This is a genomic window from Streptomyces sp. NPDC002643 (assembly GCF_053592555.1).
This window is the reverse complement of the sequence record NZ_JBSFVY010000030.1, coordinates 38,890-63,336: the sequence shown is the minus strand read 5'-3', so window position 1 is coordinate 63,336 and position 24,447 is coordinate 38,890. Positions and strand designations below refer to the sequence as shown.

The following is a 24,447-nucleotide window of genomic DNA, read 5'->3' as shown; positions in this document are numbered from 1 at the left end:
GTTCAGGACGCCCCGTCGAGCAGTCGGCGGAGTTCTCCGGTCACCGGGGAAGCCGTGCCGTCCAGGACGGACAGGGCTCGCCGCCACTCTTCGTGGGCCTCTTCCTTTCGGCCCCGGGCGTGGAGGAGGAGACCTCGTTGGTGCCGGGCGAGGCCGGCCACGTACTGGTCGGCCCGGCGTTCGGCGAGGGCGAGGAGGACGGCGCACTCGCGGTCGGCGCGGTCGGTTCTCGCCAGCTTCCGCAGGGCCCGTACGAGGCCGAGACGCGTCTTGGACTCGCCCTGCCAGTCCTCGTCGTCGCCGAGGACCCGCAGGCTCTGCTCGAAACTGTGCACGGCGGCGGCCGGTTCACCGAGGCGGAGCCGGGCGTAGCCGATGTTGCAGTGCGCGGTGTGCCGTACGACGACGCTGTCCGCGATCTCGCCGAGGGCGAGGCTGCGTTCGTGGTGGGCGATGGCGGCGCGGGCGTCGGTGTGCTTGGCCAGATTGCCGAGATGGCTGAAGGTCACGGCCTCGCCGTAGGGGTCGCCGAGTTGGCGGGAGAGTTCGAGGCTCTGCCGCAGTGTCTCCTCGCTCTCCTCGTAGCGGCCGAGGCTCTCCAGTACGAGACCCCGGTTGTTGAGGCAGCGCCGTACGCACGACACCACGCCGAGCTTCCGCCACAGGGTGAGGCCCTGCTCGTTGAGGTCGAGTGCCTCCGCCGCCCGGCCGGACATGAAGTGCAGCCCCGCCCGGTCGGTCAGGGCGAACGCCTCCGCCTCGTCGTCCCCGAGCGCCCGCGCCACCTCCAGCGCCAGCCGCCCCAGCACATCCAGCTCGGCCAGCCGGCCGGTGCGGTGGAGGTAGGGGAAGAGGTGGCGGACGAGAGCGGGTACGTACGCGGCCGTCCGGGCGCCGTGGTCGCGGGCGCGCCGCTCCACGAGGGCCACGATATTGGGCAGCTCACGGTCACCCCAGGCGAAGGCCTCCTCGGTGGAGGCGAAGGGCGGGTCGGAGGAGGGGATGCCCTGGGGTGCCTCTGTCGCTGTGGTACGAAGCCGCTCGTCGCGTTCGTAGCCGGGCGGGAGCATGACGAGCAGACTCTGCCGGGCTCGCGCCGCATACCAGCGCAGAGCCCGTTCAACGGTCCCCGTGGTCTCGGTGGCCCCGGCCGAGCCGCCCGCGAGTTCCCGGGCGAAGTGGCGGACGAGGTCGTGAGGGACGTAGCGGCCGTACGTGGTCTCCTCCAGGAGGGCCACGTCGACGAGGCGGTCGAGGGCGGCCTCGGTGCGGAGGTCGTCGGTACCGGTGAGGCGGGCGAGGAGGGGGGCGCCGTAGGCGGGCAGGTCCAGGGCGCCGATGAGGCGGAGGGCGTGGGCGGCGTCGCGGTCGGCCGTGCGGTCGGAGGCGCGGAGCGCCTCGTGGGCGACGGCGAGGGAGCGGCGCACGCTCAGGTCGTCGTATTCGAGGTGGTGCAACCTCCCTTCCGTGGCGGCCAGTTGCCCGGCCAGCGCGTCCGGGGTGAGGGCGCGCCGGGCGGCGAGGCGGGCCGCGACGACCCGGAGGGCCAGCGGAAGCCTGCCGGTGAGTGCGACGAGGGGATGCGTGGCGTCCAGCCCGGCCGCACGCCCCGACGCGGCCCGCAGCAGCTCCGCGCTCTCGTCGTCCGACAGCGGGGCCAGCGGGAAGCGGTGGGCCCCGTCCAGCGCGGCCAGCGGCGAACGGCTCGTCACGATCACCGCGCACCCGGCGCCGGCCGGCAGCAGCGGGCGTACCTGGGCGGCGTTGGCGGCGTCGTCCAGCACCATCAGGGTGCGGGTCGGCGCGAGGGTGGAGCGGAGCAGTGCGGCGGCCTCGTCCGGGTGTTCGGGGATACGGCGGGGGTCGGTTCCGAGGTCGCGTAGGAGGGAGGCCAGGGCCTGGGCCGGGGTGAGGGGGGTCATGCCCGGGGTGGCGCCGTGGAGGTTGACGTAGAGCTGGCCGTCGGGGAAGTGGTCGGAGAGTTCGTGGGCGAGGTGGAGGGCGAGGGCGCTTTTGCCTACGCCGGCCATGCCGCTGAGTACGGTTACGGTGCGCTTTCCCTTCGGGGAGGCCGGGCGCCTCATAGCTCGGGGGGAACTGTTGTTTGGCGGGTGCGGGTTCGTTGTGGTTGATCGCGCAGTTCCCCGCGCCCCTGTGTGCAGCTGGGCCACGTCTAGTACTTGGCGTAGCTCCACGAGTACCTCGTGGCGGCCTGTGAAATGGGCAGGAGGAGGCGGGAGTTGGGCCGGGCGAAGCTGCTCGGCGGCTGGGATGGGCTCCGGTTCCGGCTCGCGGAGGATCTCCAAGTGGGCCTCGCGTACCGCCGGGCCCGGTTCCACGCCCAGTTCGTCCAGGAGGCGGGCGCGGAGGTCGCGGTGGACGGCCAGGGCCTCCGCCTGGCGGCCGGTGCGGTGGAGGGCCAGCATGAGCAGGCGGTGGAAGGCCTCGCGGAGCGGGTGTTCGGCCACCAGCGCGGCCAGCTCGGGGGCCAGCGCGGCGAGCGTGTCGGCTTGGGCGGGGCCGCCCCCCGGTCCCCGCCCTGTCTCCTCCGCCAGGTGGAGTTCCGCGTCGTACCGCCACTCCAGGAGCAACAGCCGGGCCTCCTCCAGTCGTTGGACGAACGCCTGGGCGCCGAAGTCGGAGACGGGCAGGCCGGAGAGGGGGGTGCCGCGCCAGAGTGCGAGCGCGGCGGTGGTCTCGTGGACCGTACGGGACCAGTCGCGTTCGGCGTGGGCCGTACGCGCGGCGGTGGTGTGGGCGTCGAAGACCCGGACGTCCAACTCGCCCTCGCGTACGCGCAGTTGGTAGCCCGGCGGGATCGCGCGCAGCCGGTCGGGGTCGTCCAGCAGTCTGCGCAGCCGGGTCACGTGGTTCTGCAGCGACGCCTGCGCGGACGGTGGAGGAGCCGCGTCCCACAGCACGTCCTTCAGCGCGTCGACCGAGACGATCCGCCCGGGTTCGAGCAACAGCGCCACGAACAGGGCACGCACCTTGCCACTGCCGACCGGCCGAACGGCCCCCTTGGCGACACCGGCGCCGGCCACACTGTCGTCGCCCTCGCTCCCGGCGTCGTACAGAACCGGCGGACCCAGCAGTCCGAACCGCAGCCCGTGCCGCATCGCGTCCGTACGCTGCCTTCCCGCACGTCGTCCTACCGGGCCGCTCCCCCTGACGACTCGCACCGGCCCCGCGGCCGGCTTCCTCACGGCTCCCGTACGGCCCCGGTGGGACCGTTGGGCTCATGTTAGCGATCCGTTGGCGCGACCTGATGTGATCACTTCATCGGAACCGGCGCCGACGGCGCACGCGGAACGCGTAGCTCGGGGGAGCGCCGCCGCCGCTGCCGGGTCCGCGATCGCACACACGAGTGCTCCGGTCGGCGGGGGTGAACGACCGGGGCACTCGTGTGCGTCGACGCGCCGCGATCCTCACAGAACCGGCGGGCGGCCGAGCCGCGTCAGCTGCCACACCGTGCGCCAGCGCATCGGCCGTCGCTCGCCGCCCGATGCGCGCCAGCCCTCCATGAATCCGCCGAACCACGCCCGCAGTCCGCCCGTCGAGCGGGCCCGCAGCAGCGTGATGAGCACCCAGATCCCCAGGTGGACGGGGATGAGCGGCAGGGGCAGCCGGCGGCGGACCAGCCAGACGCGGTTGCGGGCGTTGACGCGGTAGTAGATGGCGTGCCGGGCGGGTGAGGTCTTCGGGTGCTGGAGGAGGAGTTCGGGGGCGTAGCGCACGGTCCACCCGGCGTCGATCGCCCGCCACGCCAGGTCGATCTCCTCGTGGGCGAAGAAGAACTCGGAGGGCCAGTCCCCGGTTTCGCCGAGCATCTCCATGGAGAGGGCGTGTCCACCGCCGAGGAACCCGGTGACCGGCCCGCCCCGCATCGGGTCCGCGGCCCCGGGCCTCGGTACGTGCCGCCGCTGGGTCTCGCCGTGCTCGTCGGCGATCCGGAACCCGACGATCCCGAGCCGCGGCTCGTCGGCGTACAAGTCCCGTACGCGCCGCAGCACATCGGCGTCGACGAGCAGTCCGTCGTCGTCCAGCTCGACGACCACGTCGACGTCACCGAACTCGCGCAGCCGTTCTATGGCCACATTGCGGCCGCCGGGGCAGCCGAGGTTCTCGTCGACCTCGATGAGCGTGACCTCGCCGGGGAGGCCGAGGCGTTCGCCGAAGTCGGGCAGGGGGCAGCCGTTGCCGACGATCACGATCCGGGCCGGGGCGATGTCCTGCTTGGCCACGGAGGTGAGCAGGGCGTCGACCTCGGCGGGCCGATTCCCCATCGTCACCACCGCGACAGCGACCCTGGGCGCCACGTCCATCACGCCGTCCACCCCATCCCATCCATGTCCGTACGTCCCGACCGACGCCCCCCTCGCATCGACCAACCGATTACTGCCGGGATGCTAGTCGTTCACGTCAAGGACGACTTAAGGACTCCTCAAGAACCGGGATCAGAACGGCGATTCCCCTTGGCCGCGCGAGGGGTTCCCCTCGGCCGCGCGAGGGGCCTCCGGCTCGCACCTACCCTTCGGGCATGGCAGCTCCGAATCGCACGCCGGCCGAAACCGCCTACTGGAACGCCGTCCGGCGGTATGTCCTTCCACGGGCCACCCGGCGGAGCATCGGCCGCTACGGGGAACTGGGTGGCCAGTTCCTGCGATTCGAGGGGGCCACCCGCAGGCGGTTCCTGCACCCCCTGCTCGTCGACGCCTCGTCGATCACGGACGCGGATCTCGACCGACTGCTCTCCGTCGGCTGGCGCCCCCGTCTCACCGCCGCCTGGCTGATCGGCATATCCAGGCGGACCTCGTACCGGGCCCGCCTGGGGGACATGCTGCTGGACAGCGAAGTCATGTTCGCGGGGCTGGGCTACTGCTTCGCCCTGGCCCGCTTCGGCACCCACGAGGACGCCGAGATCCTCACCGCCTATCTGAACCGCTACCTGCCGCGCACCGACCTCAACTACGACCAACCCGTGGTCATGGGCACGCTCCTGCGTCTCGACAGCCACCTCGGCACCTCCCGTGCGGCGCCCTTCATCGCGGCCGACGGCCCCTACCAGCGCTGGGTGGAGGCCGTCATCCACGAGTCGGCCCGCCCCTCGTACGCACCGGCGGAGCAGCGGGCCGCCATGGACCGGCTGTGCGATTACGCCGACGGCTGGACCCTGCCGGGCTGAGACGCCGGGCCCGGCAGGTGCTGGCCCGCGATCACCGTCGCCGCCGACCGCGACCCCTGGCCAAGCCGTCGCTCATGCCCGCAGTGGATTCGCCCGCGTCGCCGCCAGCAGGTACCACGCCGTCGCCCCGGTGTGCCGGTACGGGTAGTAACCGAAGCCGAAGCCCGTGTCGAGGGGGCTGCTCGCCGAGACCACGCCCGCGCGTTCGGGCAGGGCCCTGCCGCCCACGGTCTGGCCGGTGCCCAGCAGGTCCTGGGCGCGTTCGACGGAGTCGAGGAGACGGCGGGCGCGGGACTCGTCGCCCCGCGCGCGGCGGTGGCGGAAGGCGAGCGCGAGATGGGCCGTGCCCTCGAACCAGACACCGTTGCGGTCCGGGTTCGGCTGGAACTCGGCGATCGGCGCGTCCTCGTTCGCGACGAGGCTCGCGGAGCTGAAGGTCACGCCCTCGTACGACTGCCCCTCCGGGACCGTGCTGTTGCGGCGCTCGGCGTGGTCGAGGACGGCCAGTTCGGCGGCGGCCCAGTCCAGGGAGCGGGCATGGCGGCCGGAGTCGAGGGCGAGGTGGGTCCAGGTCTGGGTGTCCTCGGGGACGGGTGACTTGTTGATGTTCACGCCGTCGTTCGTGCCGGTGTAGAAGAAGCCGCCGGACGAGCCCTGGACCGGCTCCCACATTCCCTTCACGAACGCCTCGGCCCGTGCCCGCCGCTCCCACCACACCCGCTCCCCCGTCAGCCGGGCGAGCCGTCCGAACAGGCAGACGAGGTCGGTGTTGTGCTCGGTCGAGGTGAACGGCAGCTTCTCGTCGGCCCCGTTCACCCCGAACTTGTAGCCGCCGAGCGGCTCGTCGGTACGGCCGGTGCGCTCGATCCACTCCCCGATCCGCACGGCGGCGGCCAGGAACCGCCGCTTCCCGGTCCGTCCGGCCAGCGCGCTCAGCGCGATCCCGGCCCACGCCATGTCCCCGACGGCCGTCCCCGTGAACCCGAACTGGGTCCCCACATTGGCCGTCCCGTCCGCCCGTACGAACCCGTCCGGCTGCGGCACGCCGTCGAAGAAGACATAGGGGCCCACGTTGTACGCCTGGCGCAACCTGCCGTCGTCGTACGCCGGATCGTGCTCCTGGGCGTAGATCAGCGCGTCCCCGAGCGCGACCGCGCGCGTGCGCCCCTCCTCGGTGCCGACCGCGAGATGCGCGAGCACCGCCAGCGCGTTGTCGTACGTGAACGCCGTGCTGAACAGGCCCGCCTGGTCGGTGTAGCTCTGCGTCAGCCGGATGTCGCCGTGGTCCGGGTACGCGTCCATCGCGGCGCCGAGGAACGCGTGGGCGCGCCGCCCGGCGTCCGCGCCCTTGAGGCCGGCCGCGCCGCGGTGCCCGGCGGCGGCCCGTGCCGTGCCGGAACCGATGGCGGTGAGCGCCGCCGCGACCCCGAGACCGGCCCCGAGACCGGTGCCGAGCAGCGAACGACGACTGAACCCCGGGCCTTGCCCGCCGGTCATGCCGGTCATGGATCTCCCTTGGAAGGTACGGGACTTGAGGGCGACCGGAGGTCGTCTGAGAGCGCTCCCAAGCCGGATGCGCGCCATTCTGCTGACCGGCCCAGGGCGGGTCAACGCCTGCGGATGGCGACGGGCGGCAGTCGCGCGAAACACGGGCGTCCCGCGCATCCCCATGCGCGGGACGCCCGCGGCCGGGGCCGGGACCCCCGGTCCGCGGACTCCGCTACGCAGTCCCCGGCACCCCGGCATCCCGGTCCCCGACCCGCGAGGTCAGTCCTCCACGACAGTGACCTCGCGGTCGTTCACCGGCTGGGTCGGCCGGTTGCTCACGGGGAACAGGTCCTTGTACGCGGCGACCTCGTCCTTCGCCACCGGCACGGAGTCCTTCAGCACGGTCCACTTGACACCCTCGGTGCAGGGCGGGGTGGTGAGGGAGCCGTCGTAGCGGTACTGGTCGCGGTCGCCCGGCAGGAACTTCGTGAGGTCGAACGCCTTGGTGATCTTCTCGGTGGCGCCCTCTTCCGCCGGCAGCTTCGCGAAGAGATCGGCGAAGGCGGACCCGTTCTTCGCGTCGGCCCCCGCGGCATCCTCGTCGTTCTCGTCCATCAGCACACCCACCACGGCGAGCGCCCCGCTCTTGTCGGCGTGCACGAAGTGCACCTCCATCGCGGTGTGCTCCCCCTCCTCGGTGTGCTCGCTCGGCAGGTGGAAGTGGAACTGCTTGAGGTCGTACGTCTTGCCGTCGAGGACGATCGCGCTGCCCTCGGAGACATTGGCCTGGACGGTGTGGCCGTTGTTGACCAGCTCGGCGGTGACGGGCTCGTAGTCGATGGTGACGGCCTTGTCGACCGGTGTCTCGACGGCCGTGTCGTCGTTCAGGTCGATCGGGGACTGCTCCTTGCCGGCCTCGCACGCCTCGAAGTCCTCGGCGAGGGTCGCCCAGTTCGCGGGGCCGTCGGCGCCCTCGTAACCCCAGTGGGCGTCCTCCTTCTTCTCCCCGGCCTTGCTGTCGTCGGCGCCGGCCTCGGTCGAGGCGGAGGCGTTCGCCCGGGCCTGCGGTTCGGCGTCGTCGTCCGCGCTGCCGCAGGACGTGACCGTCAGAACACTGAGAGCGGTGACTCCGGCTATCGCGGCCATACGTATGACACGGGAAGACATGCTTGTTCCACCTCGCGGAGGTCGACTGGTCGTGGCGCTCGGCCACCCACTGGGTTGCGAACACCACTGTTCGATCTCGTCGAACAGCGCTGGGACAAGCGAGGAACAAGAGAGAGCAAGGCAAGGTAAGAGGACGTACAAAATTGGCCGCGCGGGCGTTGTTCCGGCCCTTTCGGGGCCCGAAGCGGGCCGATCGGTTCCGAGTTGTCCGTTTCCGGCCCAGCGCGCAGTCTGAGGACTACGAGTGACACTCATCCGGCGCCGAATTGAGCGGGAATGGACACCAGAAGGCCGGTACCTCCGTACGCATCCGGTCACCGTGCGCGTACGCCGCCCACACCTGACTCGCCCCACCCGCCTGACCCAACGGACCCGGTCGACCCGGCTCACCCGACCGACCCGACCGACCCGACTCGCCCGCTCGACCCGACGGACCCAGCCAACCCGTCTGGCCCGGCTCGCCCGACCGACTCGACGGACCCGGTCGACCCGACCCACCCGGCCGACCCGACCCACCCGGCCGACCCGACGGACCCGGCCGACCCGACGGTCCCGGCCGACCCGACCCACCCGACCTACCCGGCCGACCCGACTCGCCCGGCGGACCCGCCTGACCCGACCGATCCGACTCGCCCGGCCGATCCGGCGGACCCGACCCACCCGACCGACCCGACTCGCCCGGCCGATCCGGCGGACCCGACCCACCCGACCGACCCGACTCGCCCGGCCGATCCGGCGGACCCGACCGACCCGACGGACTCGGCCTGCCCGCTCGACCCGACCGACCCGCCTGACCCGACGGACCCAGCCGACCCGGCCGACTCGGCTCGCCCGACCGACCCGGCCGCCCGCGCGGCCTCGACGTACTCGGTCGACGCGGCCACGGCCACCGTCAGCCCCGAGGGCGTCGTTCTGGGCTGGAGCGAAGGGGCCCATCGGTTGCTGGGCCATCGCGCGGCGGCCGTCGTGGGGCGTGCGGTGGACGGGCTGTTCGTCCACGGCGAGGGATTCCCCCTGCCCGACCTGCGGCGATCCCCGGAGTGGAGCGGCCCGGCGACCCTGCGGCACCGGGGCGGGCGCGAGATCGCCGTGACCTTGCACGTGTACCCGTCCCTGGACGCCGACGGACGGGTGCAGTCCTTTGTCGTGACCGCCGTCCCGGCCCCCTCCCGCACGGCCGAGGCCCCCGGAGTCCCTGAGGCCCCCGAGGCTGGTCAGGAACCGCCGCTGCCTCTGCTGGAGTGGTCGTACGCGCAGTCGCCGCTGGCCATGTCCACGTACACGAAGGGGCCGCACGGCTGGCGTCCGAGCCCGGCCGCACCGAGCGGGCCGAGCGGGCCGAGCGGGCCGGATGAACCGAGCAAACCGGCCGTACCGGGCGGACCCGGCGGACCGGCCGAGCTGGGTGAGCCAGCCGGACCGGGTGAGCCAGGCGAGCCGAGCGGGCCGGGCAGACCGGGCGAGCCGGGGGCACCGGCCGGACTGGGCGGACCAGTCGAGCCAAGCGGACCGGGTGGACCAAGCGGACCGGGTGGACCGGGTGGACCGGGTGGACCGGGTGGACCGGGCAAGCCATACGAACCGGCCGAGCCGAGCGGACCGGCCAGACCAGCAGTACCAGGCGGACCCGGCGGACTGGGCGGACCGGGCGAGCCAGCCGGACCGGCCGAGCCGAGCGAACCGGGCGAGCCGAGCGAACCGGGAAGGACGAGCGGACCGGGTGAGCCGGGAAGGCCGGGCGGACCGGGTGAGCCGGGAAGGCCGGGCGGGTCGGCCGTATCCGGTGGGCCGGGCGGGCCGCCGGGGGTGGCCATCTCAGCTCACCCGAGCCCGTCGGCAGCCTCAGCCCCGCCAACCCCCTCGCTCCCCGACCCCGATCTCCTCCCTCTCGTCGAACGTGTGGCCGTGGAAGGGCGACCTCTGCGTCATGAGCGGACCGCGCCCGGGCCCCTTTCCTCTCGGCAGCAGGCGTGGATCACCGAGATGTGGCCGGTGAAGGACCCGGTGACCGGTGAGGTGCGCGGGGTGGGGACGGCGACCTTCGACAGCAGCGAGGAGCACTGGGCGCGGCAGCGGCTGGCGCTGCTGAACGAGGCCGGTACCAGCATCGGCACGACCCTGAACGTGACCCGCACCGCGCAGGAACTGGCCGACATGGTCATCCCCCGGCTCGCCGACTTCGTCAGCGTGGATCTGCTGGACTCCGTACTGCGCGGCCAGGAACCTGCGCCCGGCCCGCTGGACACGGCGGTGGCGCTGCGCAGGGTCGCGCACCAGTCGACGTACGAGGGGGTGCCCGAGGCGGCGGTACGGCTGGGCGACCTGGACGCCTACCCTCCGTTCTCCCCGCCCGCGCGGGCGCTGGCCACCGGGAAACCGCTGCTCAGCGGGCAGGACGACCCGGACTACCGGCGGTGGGTCATGGAGGACAGGACCCGGATCGACCGGGTCCGGAAGTTCGGGTTCCACTCGGTGATGGCGACGCCGCTCAGGGCCCGGGGGGTCACGCTGGGGGTGGTGTTCTTCGCGCGCCGGAACGGTTCGAAGCCGTTCGATCAGGATGATCTGGTGCTCGCCCAGGAGTTGTCGGGCCGGGCGGCCGTCGGGATGGACAACGCCCGCCGCTACACACGCGAGCGCACCAACGCGCTGACCCTCCAGCGCAGTCTGCTGCCGCGCGACCTGCCCGAGCAGGCGGCCGTCGAGGTGGCGTTCCGCTATCTGCCGGCCGGTTCGGGGGCCGGGGTGGGCGGCGACTGGTTCGACGTGGTGCCGCTGTCCGGGACGAGGGTCGCGCTGGTCGTCGGCGATGTGGTCGGGCACGGGCTGCACGCCTCCGCCACCATGGGGCGGCTGCGCACAGCCGTACGCACCCTCGCGGACGTCGATCTGCCGCCGGACGAGCTGCTCACCCATCTCGACGACCTGGTCGCTCATCTGACGTACTACCAGGAGCCCCTCCCCGACGACGCGGAGATGCCGTACGCCGGTGAGATCGGCGCGACCTGTCTGTACGCCGTGTACGACCCGGTGTCGAGGGTGTGCGCGCTCGCCAGCGCCGGGCATCCGCCGCCGGTCGTGCTGTACCCGGACGGCTCGTGCGAGGTGATCCGACTCTCCCCCGGCCCGCTGCTCGGGGTCGGCGGCCTCCCCTTCGAGGCGACGGAGGTGGAGCTCCCGGAGGGCAGCCTGCTCGCCTTCTACACCGACGGGCTGATCGAGGCCCGCGACCACGACATCGGCGCCGGCCTCGACCGCCTGTGCGAGGCCCTGGCCTCACTGCTGCCGTCCCTGGAGACCACCTGCGAGCACATCCTGAAGTCGCTGCTGCCCGAGACCCCCGCCGACGACGTGGCCCTCCTCCTCGCCCGCACCCGCGCACTGCACACCGACCAGGTCGCCACCTGGTCGCTGCCCGCCGACCCTGCGATCGTCGCGGACGCCCGCGCCGAGGCCTCGCGGCAACTGGCGCTCTGGGGCCTGGAGGAGGTCGCGTTCGTGACCGAACTCGTCGTCAGCGAGCTGGTCACCAACGCGATCCGCTACGGCGCCGTCCCCATCGGCCTGCGCCTCATCCGCGGCCGCACCCTGATCTGCGAGGTCTCCGACGCCAGCAGCACGGCCCCCCATCTGCGCCGCGCCCGCGCCTTCGACGAGGGCGGCCGGGGCCTGCACATGGTCGCCCAGGTCACCCAGGGCTGGGGCACCCGCCAGACGTCGACGGGCAAGACGATCTGGGCGGAACAGGCACTGCCGACGCACCAACGAAGCCTCCGGGTGCCGTAGACGGCCGCAGGTGTGGGAACGGCGCCCCTCGCTCCGTTCACTCCCATTACTCCGTGCGCAGCGCCGTGGCCGTGCTCGTCCGGGCCGCCCAGCCCGCCGGGAGCAGTGCGCCCGCCACCGCGATCAGCAGTCCGCCCGCGGCGAGCGAGGCCAGCAGCGGTGGGCTGTCGTACACGGTGATGTAGGCGTCCGGGAGGGTCAGCCCGACCGCGTCGCCCATGAGCGGCGTTACGGCGTGATGGAGCACGATCCCGAGCGGTACGGCGACGAGCCCCACGACCAGTCCGATCCCGGCGACCGAGGTGACCACCATGGCGACGGTCTGGCGGGGTGTCATCCCGAGGGCCTTGAGGACGCCGAGGTCATGGACGCGGTCACGGGTGTCGAGGACGACCGTGTTGAGGACGCCGAGCCCCGCGACCGCGACCAGCATCAGGGTGAGCATGCCGATCAGGGCGTTCATGGCCACCAGCACACTGGAGTTGCCGGCGGTGGCGGCCTGGGCGGAGGCGCCGGGAGCGGCGGTTTCGAGCGCGGTGTTGAGGGAGTCGAGGTAGCGGGCGGTGTCCGTGCCGGGGGCGGTCCGTACGTGGAAGCTGCCCGGCCGGGCCCCGTCCTGCCCCGGCCCGAGTTCGGCGAGGGTGGCGGTGGAGGTGAGCAGTTCCATGCCGTCGCCCTCGGTGAAGAACGCCTCCCCGACGATCCGTACGTCGACCCGCCGACCCGCCTCGGTGAGGGTCACCGTGTCCCCGACCTCGATCCCGGCCGTCTTGAGGAACCGGGCGGTGACCACGGCCTGCCCCGGCCCGTCGATCCACTTCCCGGCGACCATCGTGGGGGCGCCCCACTCCGAGTCGCCCTCGTACGCCACGACGGTCGTCGCCCCGGTGATCCCCGAGGCGCTCAGCTCCGTCTGGGCGGTGCCGTAGAAGCGTGCGGTGCCCTCCTGGGCCCGCAGGACGGCGGCCACGGCCTCCGGGTCGATCGGTTCCTTGCGGCCGTCTCCCGCGTGGACGACATCCGCACCGGGCGGCCCCTGCCGTCCGCCGGCCGCCACGACCACCTCACCCGCGGAGTTGAGCAGCCGGTTCTCCTGCACCGCGCCCAGTGTCAGCGCGAGTCCCAGACCGAAGGTGACGGCCACGGCGCCGAAGCCGACCGCCGCGCCCACGGTCGCCGAACGGCCCGGCCGGGCGAACGGCTGCGCGAGCCCCAGCCCGAGGGCACGCGGCAGCGGCAGCCGCGCCAGGGCCCGCCGCGCCCACCGGACCAGCCGCCCGCTCCCGGCCCGTGGCGTCCGCCCGACGGCGATGGCCTCGACGGTGCGCAGCCGCCCGGCACGCGAGGCGGGCACCAGCGCCGCGCCCGCGACCAGCAGCAGGGCGCCGCCGCCGACCAGGACATCGATCCACAGCGGTATCGAGGCCGCCGACGAACCGAGCGCCGCCCCGGCCTCGTCCAGCACCGGCACGCTCAGTACGTGGCCCAGCACCAGCCCGAGCCCACAGCCGACGCCGGCCGGGATCAACGCCTGTGCCACATACGCCCGTACGACCTGCGCCGGGGTGAACCCGAGCGACTTCAGCACCCCGATCCGCCGGGTCGCGGCGCCCACCGCCCCGCTGACCACGATCCCGATCACCAGCACCGACAGAAACAGCCCCAGCCCACCGAACGCCACCAGGAACGGCACGAACGCCATCGCGTTAGCCGTCCGCTCCTGCTTGACCGTCAGATACGACAGCGCGCCCGTCATGGCCCCGTCCGGCACGGCGCCGGCGACCGCCGAACGACCGGCGTCCACCTGGGAGTCGGTGCCGGCGTCTTGGAGACGGTAGAGCATGTCGTAGGAGTGGGAGGGGGCCGAGGGGGCGGAGGCCGAGTTGGGGTCCGGCGCCGACGACGGCTGTTTGTCCACCGCGGCCAACTCCTCGGCCTGGCCCGGGGTGACCCAGGCGTCCGCGGTACCTGTGACCGAGCGGGCGACGCCGACCACCGTCAGGGTCGGGGAGCCCGGTGCGTCGGGGAGGGTCAGGCGGGCGCCCGTCCGCAGGGGTGTGCGGCCGTCGGCCACGACGATCTGGCCCGGCCGGGTGGCCCATGCGCCCTCGACCAGGTCGAGTTCGTCGACGTCACCGCCCGCGTCCGCCCGGCCGACGACGGTCAGCGGCGGCAGTTCGATCCCGGCCGGCACGAAGTCCGTGGCCGAAGCGGTCCGGGGGTGTACCGAAAGAGTCAGGAAGGGCCCGGCGGTGGCGGTCACGCCGGGCACGTCGGCGGTCTTCGCGAGCTTCGCGGCCGTCACCCTCGTACCGTCGAACCGCCCCAACAGATGGGCCCCGTGCTGCTCGGCGAAGGCCCGGTCGAAGGGCGCCCGCGCCGCGACCAGCAGCCCGGCCGCCAGCACCGACGCGGTGACGGCCATGAGCGTGGTCAACACCATCACCCCGGTCTGCACCCGCCGCCGCCCCACCCCGGCCCGCACCACCCGCCCGAGCGCACTCATCGCCCCACCACCGCGGCACCGTCGCCACCACCGGCGAGACCACCGGAATCGGGGGCTCCGCCCGAGGCCCCGGACGTACCACCGGTCTCCGAGCCGGGCGCTGCCCCGCCCACAACACCGCCGTTGCTTCCCCTTGCGAAGCCATCGGGACGGCCGCCGCGGCCTCCGGGTTCGCCGTCGCCACCACCGGCGACACCACCGAGGCCCGAGGCTCCGCCCGCGAAGCCGCCCGAACGGCCGTCCCCGCCCCCGGCTCCCCTCGTCAAGCCATCCCGGCGGCCGGCCCCGCCCCCGGTCCATCCCCCTTCCCCTGTACCGGTCCGCGCACCACCCCCCAAGGCGGCCCCCTCCCCTGCGGTGCCGTGACGGGTGTCCCGTGTGATGCGGCCGTCGACCAGTTCCACGGTTCGGGTGGCGCAGGACTCGGCGAGGTGGAGGTCGTGGGTGACGAGGACGATGGTCTGCCCGGCGGCGTTCAGCTCGCCGAGCAGGGTGCGGACGTCGTCGCCGGAGGCGGTGTCCAGGGCTCCGGTCGGCTCGTCGGCGAGCAGCAGGGCCGGACGGTTCATCAACGCCCGTGCGACGGCGACCCGTTGGCGTTCTCCGCCGGACAGCCGCCCGGGGTACGCGCCGGAGTGCCGGTCGATGCCGAGGCGGCCCAGCAGTTCCGCCGCCCGTCGCCGTGCCTCACCCCGGCCCATCCCCGCGAGCCGCGCCGGCAGCTGCACATTGTCGGCGACCGTCAGATCGTCCAGCAGATGGAAGAACTGGAAGACCATCCCGACCTTCGCCCGCCGATACCGGGCCGACCCGGCCTCGCTCAGCGCGTCCACCCGTACCCCGTCGACCGTCACACTCCCCGACCCGGGCCGGTCCAGCCCGGCGATGAGATTGAGCAACGTCGACTTCCCGCTCCCCGAGGGACCGATGACGCTCACCGCCTCCCCGGCCCGCACGCTCAGCGTGACGCCGTCGAGCGCCGGCGGCCCTTCACCGCCGTACGCCCGCGTGACGTCCCGGATGTCGATGACGGCATCGCCTGCCGTGCCGGTGTTCGTTCCAGTGCCCGGGCCGGTGCCAGTTCCGGTGCCCGTTCCGGTGTTCGTGCTCGCGTTCCTGCTCGTGGGCCTTGCCACGAAGCCTCCCTTGGCCGGTGGTCGACGGTTCGCCAAGACGCTAGGGAGGCCGGGGCCGACGGTCGTCACCCGCGACGCCGAACCCGTCTGACGTACAGGGCGGACCCGGCCCACGGGTCATCCCTGAGATGTACGCGCGAGAGGGAGCCCGCCTCCTCACCGGGACGGATGCCGACGCAGAACGCCGCTTGCCACACTGTGGCCATGGGCGGCGGCGGGACGGACGGGACGGAAACGACGAGATCCGCACGGGCGGAGACGACAACAGGCGCACAGACAACAGCTGGCGCGGAGCCGACAGCGGGCGCGGAGCCGGCAGCGAGGGCCGCCGAGCCGCCACGGTGGAGTGGGCTCGGCGACCGGATACGGCGAGGGAGGATCGCCGACCTGATACGGCGGGGGCGGCTCGGCGCCCTGGCGCGGCGAGGAAAGACCGCCTGCCTCGCCCAGCTCTCGCTTCTGCGGGCCACGAGCCCCCTGCCCCGCCCGTCCCGCTGGATGTGGACGGCCGACGCGGTGCTCGCCGTCCTCCTCGCCACGTGCACGGTGGTCACGGCACTGCACCAGGGCGTGAGCGCGGTCCCGATCCCTCCCGACCTGCTGATCACCCCGCCGGAGCCGACGACGGCACCGCTGCCGGGAGCGAGCGCCCTCCCACTCGATCCTTCAGTGCTACCGCGCCCGCCGGCGCCCCCACCGGTGTACCTGCTCGAACCCCTCGAACCGGTCCACCCCGCCCAGCTGCTCCTGGCCGCCCTGACCGCGCTCCCCCTGGCCGTACGCCGCCGCCACCCGCTGACCGCCTTCTGGGCGGTGATCGCGACGACCCTGCTGTTCAACCAGCGCCTCGGCGCGAGCGACACCACGGTCTACACGTTCCTGTCGTGTGTGATCGCCGCGTACAGCGCCGCCGTCTACAGCCCGTACCGGCTCCGCGCGATCACCAGCCTGGTGGTGGGCGCGGGCCTGATCGCCGCGTTCCCGGAGGAGAACCTCCCGGATGTCACCCCCGCCGTGATCCCCTTCCTGATCCTGCTCGGCGTGGGCCTCGGCGCCAACGCGATCCACGTCTGGAAGCAGCGCGTACACGCCCTCCAGACCGAGCAGGAGACGGCGACCCGGCTGGCGGTGGACCGCGAACGTTCCCGTATCGCACGGGAGTTGCACGATGTCGTCACCCACAATGTGAGCGTGATGGTGATCCAGGCGGGCGCGGCCCGCAAGGTGATGGACGCCGCGCCCGACCGGGCCCGCGAGGCGCTGCTCGCCGTCGAGGCGGGCGGCCGCACGGCGATGTCCGAACTGCGCCATGTGATGGGCCTGTTGACCATGTCCGACGAGGACGACCCCTTCGCCCGAAACCCGCACGACGGGCACGGCCACGGGCACAGGGGCAGCGACAGGGACAGGGACACGGGAATGGGGACAGGCACGGGCACGTCCCTGTCCACCCCCATGCCCATGCCCATGGACGATCAGGACCTGACCCCCCAGCCCGGCCTCGACCAACTGCCCGCCCTCACCGACCGCGTACGCGACACCGGCGTCCCGGTGGAGCTGACGGTGACCGGCACCCCCGTCCCCCTGCCGCCGGGCGCCGGCCTGGCCGCGTACCGCGTGGTGCAGGAGGCCCTGACGAACACCGTCAAGCACGCGGCGGGCGCCCGGGTACGGGTGACGGTCGACCACACCCCGCAGGCCGTACGCATCGAGGTGACGGACACCGGCGGCACCCCCCGCCCGTCCGCCGACACCGGCTCCGGCCGGGGCCTGCTCGGTCTGCGCGAACGCCTCGCCGTCTACGGGGGCACCCTCGACACCGGCCCCCGCCCGACCGGCGGCTACCGCGTACGGGCGACCATCCCCCTGGACCGGCCGTGAACGCCCGAAGGGAACGGGCCGAGGACGCGCCCCGGGTGGTAATCGCGGACGACCAGGCCCTGGTCCGCACCGGCTTCAACATGATCCTTACGGCCGACGGGATCGAGGTCGTCGCGGAGGCGGCGAACGGCGAGGAGGCGATCGAGGCGGTCCAACGCACCCACCCCGATCTGGTCCTGATGGACATCCGCATGCCCGGCACGGACGGCCTGGAAGCCACCCGCCGCATCCTGACGGACCCGCGCCCCGAGCAGGCCCCGCCCCCACCCCGGGTGCTGATGCTCACCACCTTCGACCTGGACCGTTACGTCTACGCCGCCCTCACGGCGGGCGCCACCGGGTTCCTCCTCAAGGACGTCACCCCCGAACACCTGGTGGCCGCCGTACGCCTGGCCCGCACGGGCGACGCCCTGTTGTCCCCGGCCATCACCCGTCGCCTCATCGAACGCTTCGTCTCCCCCGCCCCGGAGTCCCCCGCCCTCCACCGCGACCTCTCCCCTCTCACCCCCCGCGAACTGGAGGTCCTCCGCGCCCTGGCGACCGGCCTCAGCAACACCGAACTGGCCGCCCACTTCCACCTCAGCGAAGCCACGATCAAGACCCATGTGGCCCGCATCCTCGCCAAACTCCGTCTACGCGACCGCGCCCAGGCGGTGGTGGTGGCCTACGAAACGGGCCTGATCGCCCCACGCACCCCCGCCACCGGGAACGGCTCGCTCCCCTGAACCCGGCACGCCACCCCACGCCGGTTTACCGTCGGCGACATGGACGGTGACCACCGAGACCGAGACCGAGACCGAGGCCAAGGTCGAAGCCCAGACCTAGGCCTGCGTCGGTGTCTGCTCGCCGGGGCGGTCTTCGCGGTGTGCATGGCCGGTACCACCCTGCCGACCCCCCTCTACCCGCTCTACCAGGAGAAGTTCGGCTTCTCCGAGCTGACGGTCACCGTCGTCTACGCCGTCTACTCCGTCGGAGTCATCGGCGTACTGCTGCTCGTCGGCAACGCCTCCGACGCCGTCGGCAGACGCCCCGTCCTGCTGTGGGGCCTCGGCTGCGCCGCCGCGAGCGCGTTCTGCTTCCTCTGCGCCACCGCGCTGGGCTGGCTGTACGCGGGGCGGCTGCTGTCGGGGCTGTCCGCAGGCCTGTTCACCGGCGCGGCGACGGCGTACGTGATGGAGCTGGCGCCGCCCGACGGTGTCTCGCGGGCCACGTTCGTGGCGACCGCCGCGAACATGGGCGGACTCGGGTGCGGCCCCCTCCTCGCCGGGCTGCTCGCCCAGTACGCCGCCTGGCCGCTGTATCTGCCGTTCGTCGTCCATCTCGCCCTGGTGGCCTGCTCGGCGGCGGTCCTGCTGCGGCTTCCGGAGACCGTGCGGGAGCGGCGTCCGCTGAGCACCGTACGGCCCGAGCGGCCCGCGCTGCCGCCGCGCGTACGGGCGGTGTTCGGCCCGGCGGCGGTCGCCTCCTTCGTGGGGTTCGCCCTGTTCGGGGTGTTCACCTCGGTGAGCCCGGCCTTTCTCGCCGAGTCCCTGGATGTGCGCGACCACGCGGTGAGCGGCCTGGTCGTCGCCCTCGCCTTCTTCGCCTCGACCGCCGGACAACTGGCCGTGGGCCGCGTCGGCGTGGGCCGCTCCCTCCCCCTGGGCTGCGCCGCGCTCCTCGCCGGGCTGGCGCTGCTGGCGGGCGCGCTCCACTGGGACCGGCTGTCGCTGGTGGTGCTGAGCGCGCTCGTCGGCGGGGCGGGGCAGGGGCTGGCGTTCCGGGGCGCGCTGTCCGCAGTGGCCCGGGCATCCGACGCCGACCGCCGGGCCGCCGTGATCTCGACCCTGTTCGTGGTGGCCTACACGGGCATCTCGCTCCCGGTCATCGGCGTCGGCCTGCTGACGGAACGGATCGGCCTGGAGGGCGCGGGCCTGGCCTTCATCGCCTGCATGGCCCTCCTGGTCTCCACGGCGGGCGTCTACCTCCTCCGCCGCCCGGTACGGACCCCGGAGGCCGATTACCGGGTCCGCTGAGGGCCCGTCGGCCCAGTTCGGTGACTGAGGGGTGGCCGTCCGGTCCGGCAACTGAGGGGCTCAAGGCAGCCGGTGCCAGAAGTCGAGGTTGTGGGTCCTCGCGTAGTCGACGGGGCCGATGGCGTCGGGGGCCAGGGACTGGGTGTGCGGTGCCGGGGAGCCCGGCACGAACGCCGGCCAGGGAGCGGACCCACGCCGCTCGGGTGTGCCGGTCGCGGCGAAGGCGGCCCAGTGATCGGTGACGGCGTCGGCGAGCCTCACCTGGGCGGGAGTGAAGAGCTTGCTCGCGGCCTCGTCCTCGAACACGTACGGGGTGTCGGAGGCGTGATAGGCGCCGAAGTCGAAGTCCTTGCCGGGCACGGGCAGATACATCGGCGCGTCGGGGTCGGCGAACTCATAGGCGTACGTGGGCACATGGCGCCCCAGGGCGGTGTTCTGGGCGTATGTCCCGCGTGCCCACATACGGTCGGTGACCAGGGTCGCCCAGGCGAGCGCGGGCGAGGGGAAGGCGGCGGCCGGGTACTCGGCGAGCACGGTGGACCGCAGCTCCGGCCCGAACGCGGTCGTGACGAGCGCCTTGTACTCCTCCTCGCCGAGCTTGTCGCCCACCGCGTCCCAGGTCAGCCCGACGAACAGCCGGTGCTCGTCACGGGTGGCCCCGGACAGTACGGGCACCCGGTGGAACCGGCCCTTGCGCAGGGCCTTCTCCGGCAGTTCGGGCAGCACGCCCGCGCCGAAGGCGAAGGCCTGGAAGGCGTTCATCACATGGGGGACGTCGAGGATGCGCTTGACCGGGAGCGCCCGCAGACAGCGCAGCGCGCGGGCGGGCTCGGAGTGCGCGCAGCCCAGCGTGGCCGCCGTGTCCCGCCCGGTGTCGCGCAGTTCACGCAGGGTGCGCCAGGTGTACCACCGGTACGCCGGCACCTCGGGGCCCATCATCCCGGCCGGCATGTCCATCATGCCCTCGCCGCTGGAGAGCACCGCCCGGTGGAACAGGCCCTCGGCGGCGGGGGAGGCGAGGTGTCCGACGACGGACGCGGCGCCGAAGGAGGAGCCGGCCACGGTGACATTGCCGGGGTCACCGCCGAAGGCCGCCGCGTTGCGCGCCACCCAGCGCAGCGCGGCCTGCTGGTCCTGCAGCCCGAAGGTCCCCGACCCGGTCAGACCGTCGTGGGCGAAGCCGCCGAAGACCCCGAGCCGGTAGTTGACGGTGACGACCACCAGCCCGCGGTCCGCGAGCCGCCGGGCGTCGAAGAACTGGCCCCCGCCGATGGCGCCGTCCCCGTGAATCCACACCAGCACCGGCGCCTTGCGGCCCGCACCGGAAGAGGCCGAGGCGGACCGGTCGGAGGCCGAGTGGACCGAGGCCGACCGGTCCGGGGCGGGATGGTGTGGGGCGGGACGGTCCGGGGCGGTGACGTTCAGGACCAGGCAGTCCTCCTCCAGGCTGGCGATGCCGCCGTACTGGGCGGGCACCTGCGGGCACAGCGGTCCCGGCCGGGTTGCGTCCCTGACTCCCCGCCAGGGGCGCGCGGGGCGCGGGGAGGCCCACCGGTGCTCACCGGTCGGCGGCCCCGCGTAGGGGATGCCCTGGAACATCCGGTACCCGGCGGAAACCGTGCCGCGCACCGCCCCCTTGTCGGTGCGCACCACCACGGTCCGGCCATCGGTCCCCGGGTTCCCCCGCGCGTACGTGACCGGCTGGGCGACCGCCGCGCTCAGCAGCACCGAGGCGGCGGTCACGGACGCGGCCAGAAGGCCACGCTGCTTCTTCATCACTCACCGTTCCTTCCGGGAGTCCGACGACGCCCATCGGGAGGCGCCGCTTCATTCGTGTCACCTGACTCGATCACGTGACTCGGTCATGCGACTCGGTCACGTCACTCGGTCACGTGGCATGGTCACGTCCTGCCTGTCGTCGCGCGAGATGGGCCTCGACGGCGCCACGGGCGAGGGCGGCCACCTGCCCCTCCGGCAGCAGCGACGGGTCGGCGGCCAGCCGGTTGTGGTGCATATGGAGCAGCGAGGCCAGCACCGCCGACTCGGCCGGGACCCGTTCGGGTGCCGGGCCCGGCCATGTGTTCGCGAGCACGCGCCGGTAGTCGGCCCCGGCGTCCGCCCGCGCCCGCCACGCCTCCAGGAGGGGCGCCGCCCACGAGGCGTCCCGCAACGCGGCGAACTCGCCGAACGGGTCCACGAGCCGAAGCGTCTCCCGGCGACGCTCGCGGAAGACACGGTGGTCCGCGTCACGGGGCGCCACGGCGAGCAGGCTCCGGGCCCGCTCCTTTGGCCCGCCCCGGACCTGGTGCCAGCCGAGATGCGCCCGACCGGCGGCGGCCAGCAACAGCGGGTCGACCGGCGGACGCGCCGAGTCCAGAAGACGCAGTTGTACGAGGGCCGCCACGCTGTCGGCGTGGAACACCCGCTCCGCCGCCGCCAAGGTCGCGGCCGTGCCTCCGTACCGTTCCGTCTCGGGCTCGTAGGTGTCCAGCGACAGCCGGTCGGCGAGCGCCTGTCGCCGCAGGTCGGCGGCCAGGTCGTGCAGCGTGGGGAGCACGTCGCGGGTCAGCGAACGGGGTTCGCCGTGCAGCCGTAGTCGCAGATGCGGGCGAGGGTCGGCGTAGCGGACGTAGAACCAGCGGTCCACCTCGGGCGGCAGGGCGTCCAGCAGGTCCGGCAGATACCGGGTGAGGACGGTGTCCTGCGACTCCCCCGGGCAGTACAGCTTGGCGTACAGCCAGGGCCCGCCCGGAAGACCGTCACCGGGAGGGGCCGCGCGGAGGAGGACCGGTGGGCGCGCCGCCGCACGAGGGCCCGTACCGCCGACCGCGGCGTGGCGCAGCAGGGGTACGGAGACTTCGGCGACATGACTCCCACGGGGGCCGACGAGCCAGCCCGTACTGGGCCGGTGGGACCCACTGGGCGGGCCGGCCGTGCCGGGTGAGCCAGGCGAGGCGGCACCCCCGCTTCCCCTGTCACCCCCGCCCAGGTCCGGCCTGTCGTACAACGCGGTGTCCGGGTCACGCCGCAGTTCCTCGCGCAGCAGTTTGGCGTCCGTCTGCCGGGAGAGGTCGAGCGGCAGCCGGTGGTCGCCGGTCCCGGCCTCGACGTGGTCGGGCACCCGCCAACGGCGTTGCCAGGCCCGCAGGGCGCGGTACCACTGGGTGAACTCGGCTTCACCGTGGAGGACTTCGGGGCCGAGGACGTCGGGGTCGCGCACCAGTCGGCGGGCCCGGCAGAGCACGGTCCGCCCATGCCGTACGCCGGGCAGCTGGGGCCAGTCGCGGGCCGGGCCCCAGTCCCAGCCGAGCAGGGGCCGGACGCCGTCGAGGGTCAGCAGCTGGAGCAGTCGTACGTGCGGGGGCGCGAGGCGGGCGGTGTCGAGCATGTGGAAGGTGCCCGCGGCGATCTCCCGCCCGTCGTGCCGCAGGGAGACCAGCCGGAGCCGGTCCGGGGCGCCGACGACAGCGAGGTCGTCCAGGGTCAGTCGTCGTGCGTCGGGCCCTTCGCCGAAGGTGCCGGGAGCGATGGTGTGTTCGAGCCAGCCGGGGGTGCGGACGACGTTGCCCGCGCGGGCGAGGAGCGGCCGGAAGCACAGCTGGGCCGGGATCACCGTACGGTCCGCCGCCGCCGTTCCGGTGAGCGCCAGGGGCGCGGCCCCGGCGAGACGGCGCGCGGCGTCGGGCATCAGGTGGGCGAAACGCGCCCACAGGGCCCCGGCGGGCCAGGTCCCGGTGAGAGGGGACGCGACCAGGGTGAAGTCGCCGTCGCGCAGCGCCTCCTCGGACGGCGACAGCAGTTGGAACACCATCTCGGCCGAGGCGGGAGGAGTACCGGAGTCATCGGTCAGGACATCGAGATCCCGATCGCTGAGCACGACCTCCTGGACGCCTCGCAGGTTCGCCTCGTGGGCCAGGGCGGACAGCAGACGGTCCCGGTCGCTCAACGGCCCGGACACGACCGCCACCTGAGGCACCTGAGGCAGGTGAGACACCTGAGGCGCCGGGGCGCCCAACCCACCCACGGGGTCGAGGAGTTCGGACACCGGTACGGCACGGTCGACGCCGTGGCGTTCGAGGAAGTCACGGTGGTACGCGGCGAGGGGACGCACGGCGGCGGTGACGGGTGGACCGAGCCGCCACAGCAGATCGGCGGCACGTCGCGCCTCCTCGGCGACCGCGTGCGGGAGGGCGATGTCCGCGTCCAGGAGGGTGTCGACGGCCAGGTGATGCGTGCTGTGCGCGAGGGCGCCCATACGCCTCTCGGCGACGCGCAGCGCGGCCAGTCCCCCGCCGGGCGGACAGGCGGCGTACGCGGCGAGCGCCTCGGCCACCTCCACGAGCCGCCCGGCCTCTCCGGACGCCTCCGGGACACCCGGCCGTGGGTCGGCGGCGCCGCGCGCGGCCTGAACGCCCGCCAGCCGGCCGACCACATGGGCCAACGGGTCCGACTCCCCCGGCGACGGCGGAAGGTCCGTCAACAGCATGCCGAGAGCGACGAGTTCCAGCACAAGCCCCTCGACGGCCCCGACCGGAGCGTCGGGCAGCCGACGCCGAACCCGCTCCACCAGAGCGCCGTACGCGACGGGCCACCGAGCCCCCGCGAAAACAGCCTCCACGGCCACAGTCCAACGCACCGACACCTCCCGCACACCGTCGACATCGGCGTCCGTACCGGGGTGCCGGCGGGAGTGACCGGGCTGGGCATCCGGGCGGGGGTGATCAGACCGGAGGTCTGGGCGGGGGTGATCAAGCCGGGCGTCCGGACAGGGGTGATCAGGCCGGGCGTCTGCACTGGGGCGGCGTGAGTCATCCGGCCCGGCGTCCCGCACCGACGCCTCACGCCCTCCCCAGGCGTTGCCATCCACGCCGAGATGGCGGGAGCGATCAGGCCCGGCATCCGGACGGAGGCGGTCCGAACCATCCGACCCGGCATCCGTGCGGGCCCGACCCAAGCCTTCCGATCCACCATCCGCGTAACGACGGCGAAGGCTCCCCGACCCCGGGTCCGCAAGACGACCCGTAGGCCCCTCCGACCCGGCATCCTCCACCGACGCCCCACGCCCTCCGCCGACGCCGGCAGCCACGCCCGGGTCACGGGAGCGATCAGACCCCGCATCCGGACGAGCCCGACCCGAGCCCTCTGCCACACCCTCCGCCTGACGACGGCGAAGGCTCCCCGAACCGGTGTCCGCAAGACGACCCGTAGGCCCCTCCGACCCGGCATCCTCCACCGACGCCCCACGCCCTCCGCCGACGCCGGCAGCCACGCCCGGGTCACGGG

12 protein-coding genes and 2 pseudogenes are annotated in these 24,447 nt (G+C 73.4%); 5 read left to right on the top strand and 9 right to left on the bottom strand.

The genetic code is table 11. The annotated features are described in order from the left end of the window. Positions 1-2: 2 nt before the first annotated feature. Together ACWD4G_RS34870 and ACWD4G_RS34865 are read right to left on the bottom strand one after the other, a co-directional pair. Positions 3-3,119 (bottom strand): BTAD domain-containing putative transcriptional regulator, encoded by a 3,117-nt coding sequence (locus ACWD4G_RS34870; protein ID WP_451300701.1) that lies wholly within the window; start codon positions 3,117-3,119, stop codon positions 3-5. Positions 3,120-3,428: 309 nt separating this feature from the next. After that, positions 3,429-4,325, bottom strand: coding sequence for a glycosyltransferase family 2 protein (locus tag ACWD4G_RS34865; RefSeq protein ID WP_451300802.1), 897 nt, complete (start codon positions 4,323-4,325; stop codon positions 3,429-3,431). A 215-nt stretch (positions 4,326-4,540) separates the two neighbouring features. On the opposite strand from ACWD4G_RS34865, the gene ACWD4G_RS34860 reads away from it, so the two are divergent. Continuing rightward, the gene (locus tag ACWD4G_RS34860; protein WP_451300699.1) at positions 4,541-5,185 is read left to right on the top strand and encodes a DUF6000 family protein; all 645 of its coding nucleotides are present in this window, start codon (positions 4,541-4,543) and stop codon (positions 5,183-5,185) included. Positions 5,186-5,257: 72 nt separating this feature from the next. Here ACWD4G_RS34860 and ACWD4G_RS34855 read toward each other — a convergent pair whose 3' ends face one another. From ACWD4G_RS34855 to ACWD4G_RS34845, 3 genes are all read right to left on the bottom strand, one after another. After that, complete coding sequence (locus tag ACWD4G_RS34855; protein WP_451300800.1) at positions 5,258-6,682, bottom strand: Tat pathway signal sequence domain protein; 1,425 nt, start codon at positions 6,680-6,682, stop codon at positions 5,258-5,260. Between the two features lie 270 nt (positions 6,683-6,952). Further along, a complete protein-coding gene (locus tag ACWD4G_RS34850; RefSeq protein WP_451300697.1) occupies positions 6,953-7,840 on the bottom strand; it encodes a carbonic anhydrase in 888 nt (295 codons plus the stop codon). Positions 7,841-9,054: 1,214 nt separating this feature from the next. Further along, positions 9,055-9,204 (bottom strand): hypothetical protein, encoded by a 150-nt coding sequence (locus ACWD4G_RS34845; RefSeq protein ID WP_451300695.1) that lies wholly within the window; start codon positions 9,202-9,204, stop codon positions 9,055-9,057. Between the two features lie 526 nt (positions 9,205-9,730). On the opposite strand from ACWD4G_RS34845, the pseudogene ACWD4G_RS34840 reads away from it, so the two are divergent. Continuing rightward, positions 9,731-11,626, top strand: a pseudogene (locus ACWD4G_RS34840) (ATP-binding SpoIIE family protein phosphatase); the annotation flags it as partial. A 46-nt stretch (positions 11,627-11,672) separates the two neighbouring features. Here the strand turns inward: ACWD4G_RS34840 and ACWD4G_RS34835 are convergent. Together ACWD4G_RS34835 and ACWD4G_RS34830 are read right to left on the bottom strand one after the other, a co-directional pair. Continuing rightward, positions 11,673-14,132, bottom strand: coding sequence for an FtsX-like permease family protein (locus ACWD4G_RS34835; RefSeq protein WP_451300693.1), 2,460 nt, complete (start codon positions 14,130-14,132; stop codon positions 11,673-11,675). Positions 14,133-14,485: 353 nt separating this feature from the next. Next, a pseudogene (locus ACWD4G_RS34830) lies at positions 14,486-15,160 on the bottom strand (ABC transporter ATP-binding protein); the annotation flags it as partial. Between the two features lie 312 nt (positions 15,161-15,472). On the opposite strand from ACWD4G_RS34830, the gene ACWD4G_RS34825 reads away from it, so the two are divergent. Genes ACWD4G_RS34825 through ACWD4G_RS34815 form a run of 3 tightly spaced genes read left to right on the top strand, consistent with a single transcriptional unit; the run spans position 15,473 to position 19,164 of the window. Beyond that, positions 15,473-17,149 (top strand): sensor histidine kinase, encoded by a 1,677-nt coding sequence (locus tag ACWD4G_RS34825; protein WP_451300691.1) that lies wholly within the window; start codon positions 15,473-15,475, stop codon positions 17,147-17,149. Continuing rightward, complete coding sequence (locus ACWD4G_RS34820; RefSeq protein WP_451300689.1) at positions 17,146-17,874, top strand: response regulator; 729 nt, start codon at positions 17,146-17,148, stop codon at positions 17,872-17,874. The genes ACWD4G_RS34825 and ACWD4G_RS34820 overlap by 4 nt, the downstream gene beginning before the upstream one ends. Before the next feature lie 39 nt (positions 17,875-17,913). Continuing rightward, positions 17,914-19,164 (top strand): MFS transporter, encoded by a 1,251-nt coding sequence (locus ACWD4G_RS34815; RefSeq protein ID WP_451300687.1) that lies wholly within the window; start codon positions 17,914-17,916, stop codon positions 19,162-19,164. A 60-nt stretch (positions 19,165-19,224) separates the two neighbouring features. Here ACWD4G_RS34815 and ACWD4G_RS34810 read toward each other — a convergent pair whose 3' ends face one another. Together ACWD4G_RS34810 and ACWD4G_RS34805 are read right to left on the bottom strand one after the other, a co-directional pair. Next, a complete protein-coding gene (locus ACWD4G_RS34810; protein ID WP_451300685.1) occupies positions 19,225-20,940 on the bottom strand; it encodes a carboxylesterase/lipase family protein in 1,716 nt (571 codons plus the stop codon). A gap of 112 nt (positions 20,941-21,052) precedes the next feature. Next, positions 21,053-23,995: a lantibiotic dehydratase gene (locus tag ACWD4G_RS34805; protein WP_451300798.1), complete on the bottom strand. Its 2,943-nt coding sequence runs from the start codon at positions 23,993-23,995 to the stop codon at positions 21,053-21,055. Positions 23,996-24,447 lie beyond the last annotated feature (452 nt).

What these genes read in the sequence shown, in the direction of transcription:
- ACWD4G_RS34870 (WP_451300701.1), bottom strand. Translation starts at nt 3,119, where the DNA reads ATGCGGCACGGGCTGCGGTTCGGACTGCTGGGTCCGCCGGTTCTGTAC.
- ACWD4G_RS34865 (WP_451300802.1), bottom strand. Translation starts at nt 4,325, where the DNA reads ATGGACGTGGCGCCCAGGGTCGCTGTCGCGGTGGTGACGATGGGGAAT.
- ACWD4G_RS34860 (WP_451300699.1), top strand. Translation starts at nt 4,541, where the DNA reads ATGGCAGCTCCGAATCGCACGCCGGCCGAAACCGCCTACTGGAACGCC.
- ACWD4G_RS34855 (WP_451300800.1), bottom strand. Translation starts at nt 6,682, where the DNA reads ATGACCGGCGGGCAAGGCCCGGGGTTCAGTCGTCGTTCGCTGCTCGGC.
- ACWD4G_RS34850 (WP_451300697.1), bottom strand. Translation starts at nt 7,840, where the DNA reads ATGTCTTCCCGTGTCATACGTATGGCCGCGATAGCCGGAGTCACCGCT.
- ACWD4G_RS34835 (WP_451300693.1), bottom strand. Translation starts at nt 14,132, where the DNA reads ATGAGTGCGCTCGGGCGGGTGGTGCGGGCCGGGGTGGGGCGGCGGCGG.
- ACWD4G_RS34825 (WP_451300691.1), top strand. Translation starts at nt 15,473, where the DNA reads ATGGGCGGCGGCGGGACGGACGGGACGGAAACGACGAGATCCGCACGG.
- ACWD4G_RS34815 (WP_451300687.1), top strand. Translation starts at nt 17,914, where the DNA reads ATGGACGGTGACCACCGAGACCGAGACCGAGACCGAGGCCAAGGTCGA.
- ACWD4G_RS34810 (WP_451300685.1), bottom strand. Translation starts at nt 20,940, where the DNA reads ATGAAGAAGCAGCGTGGCCTTCTGGCCGCGTCCGTGACCGCCGCCTCG.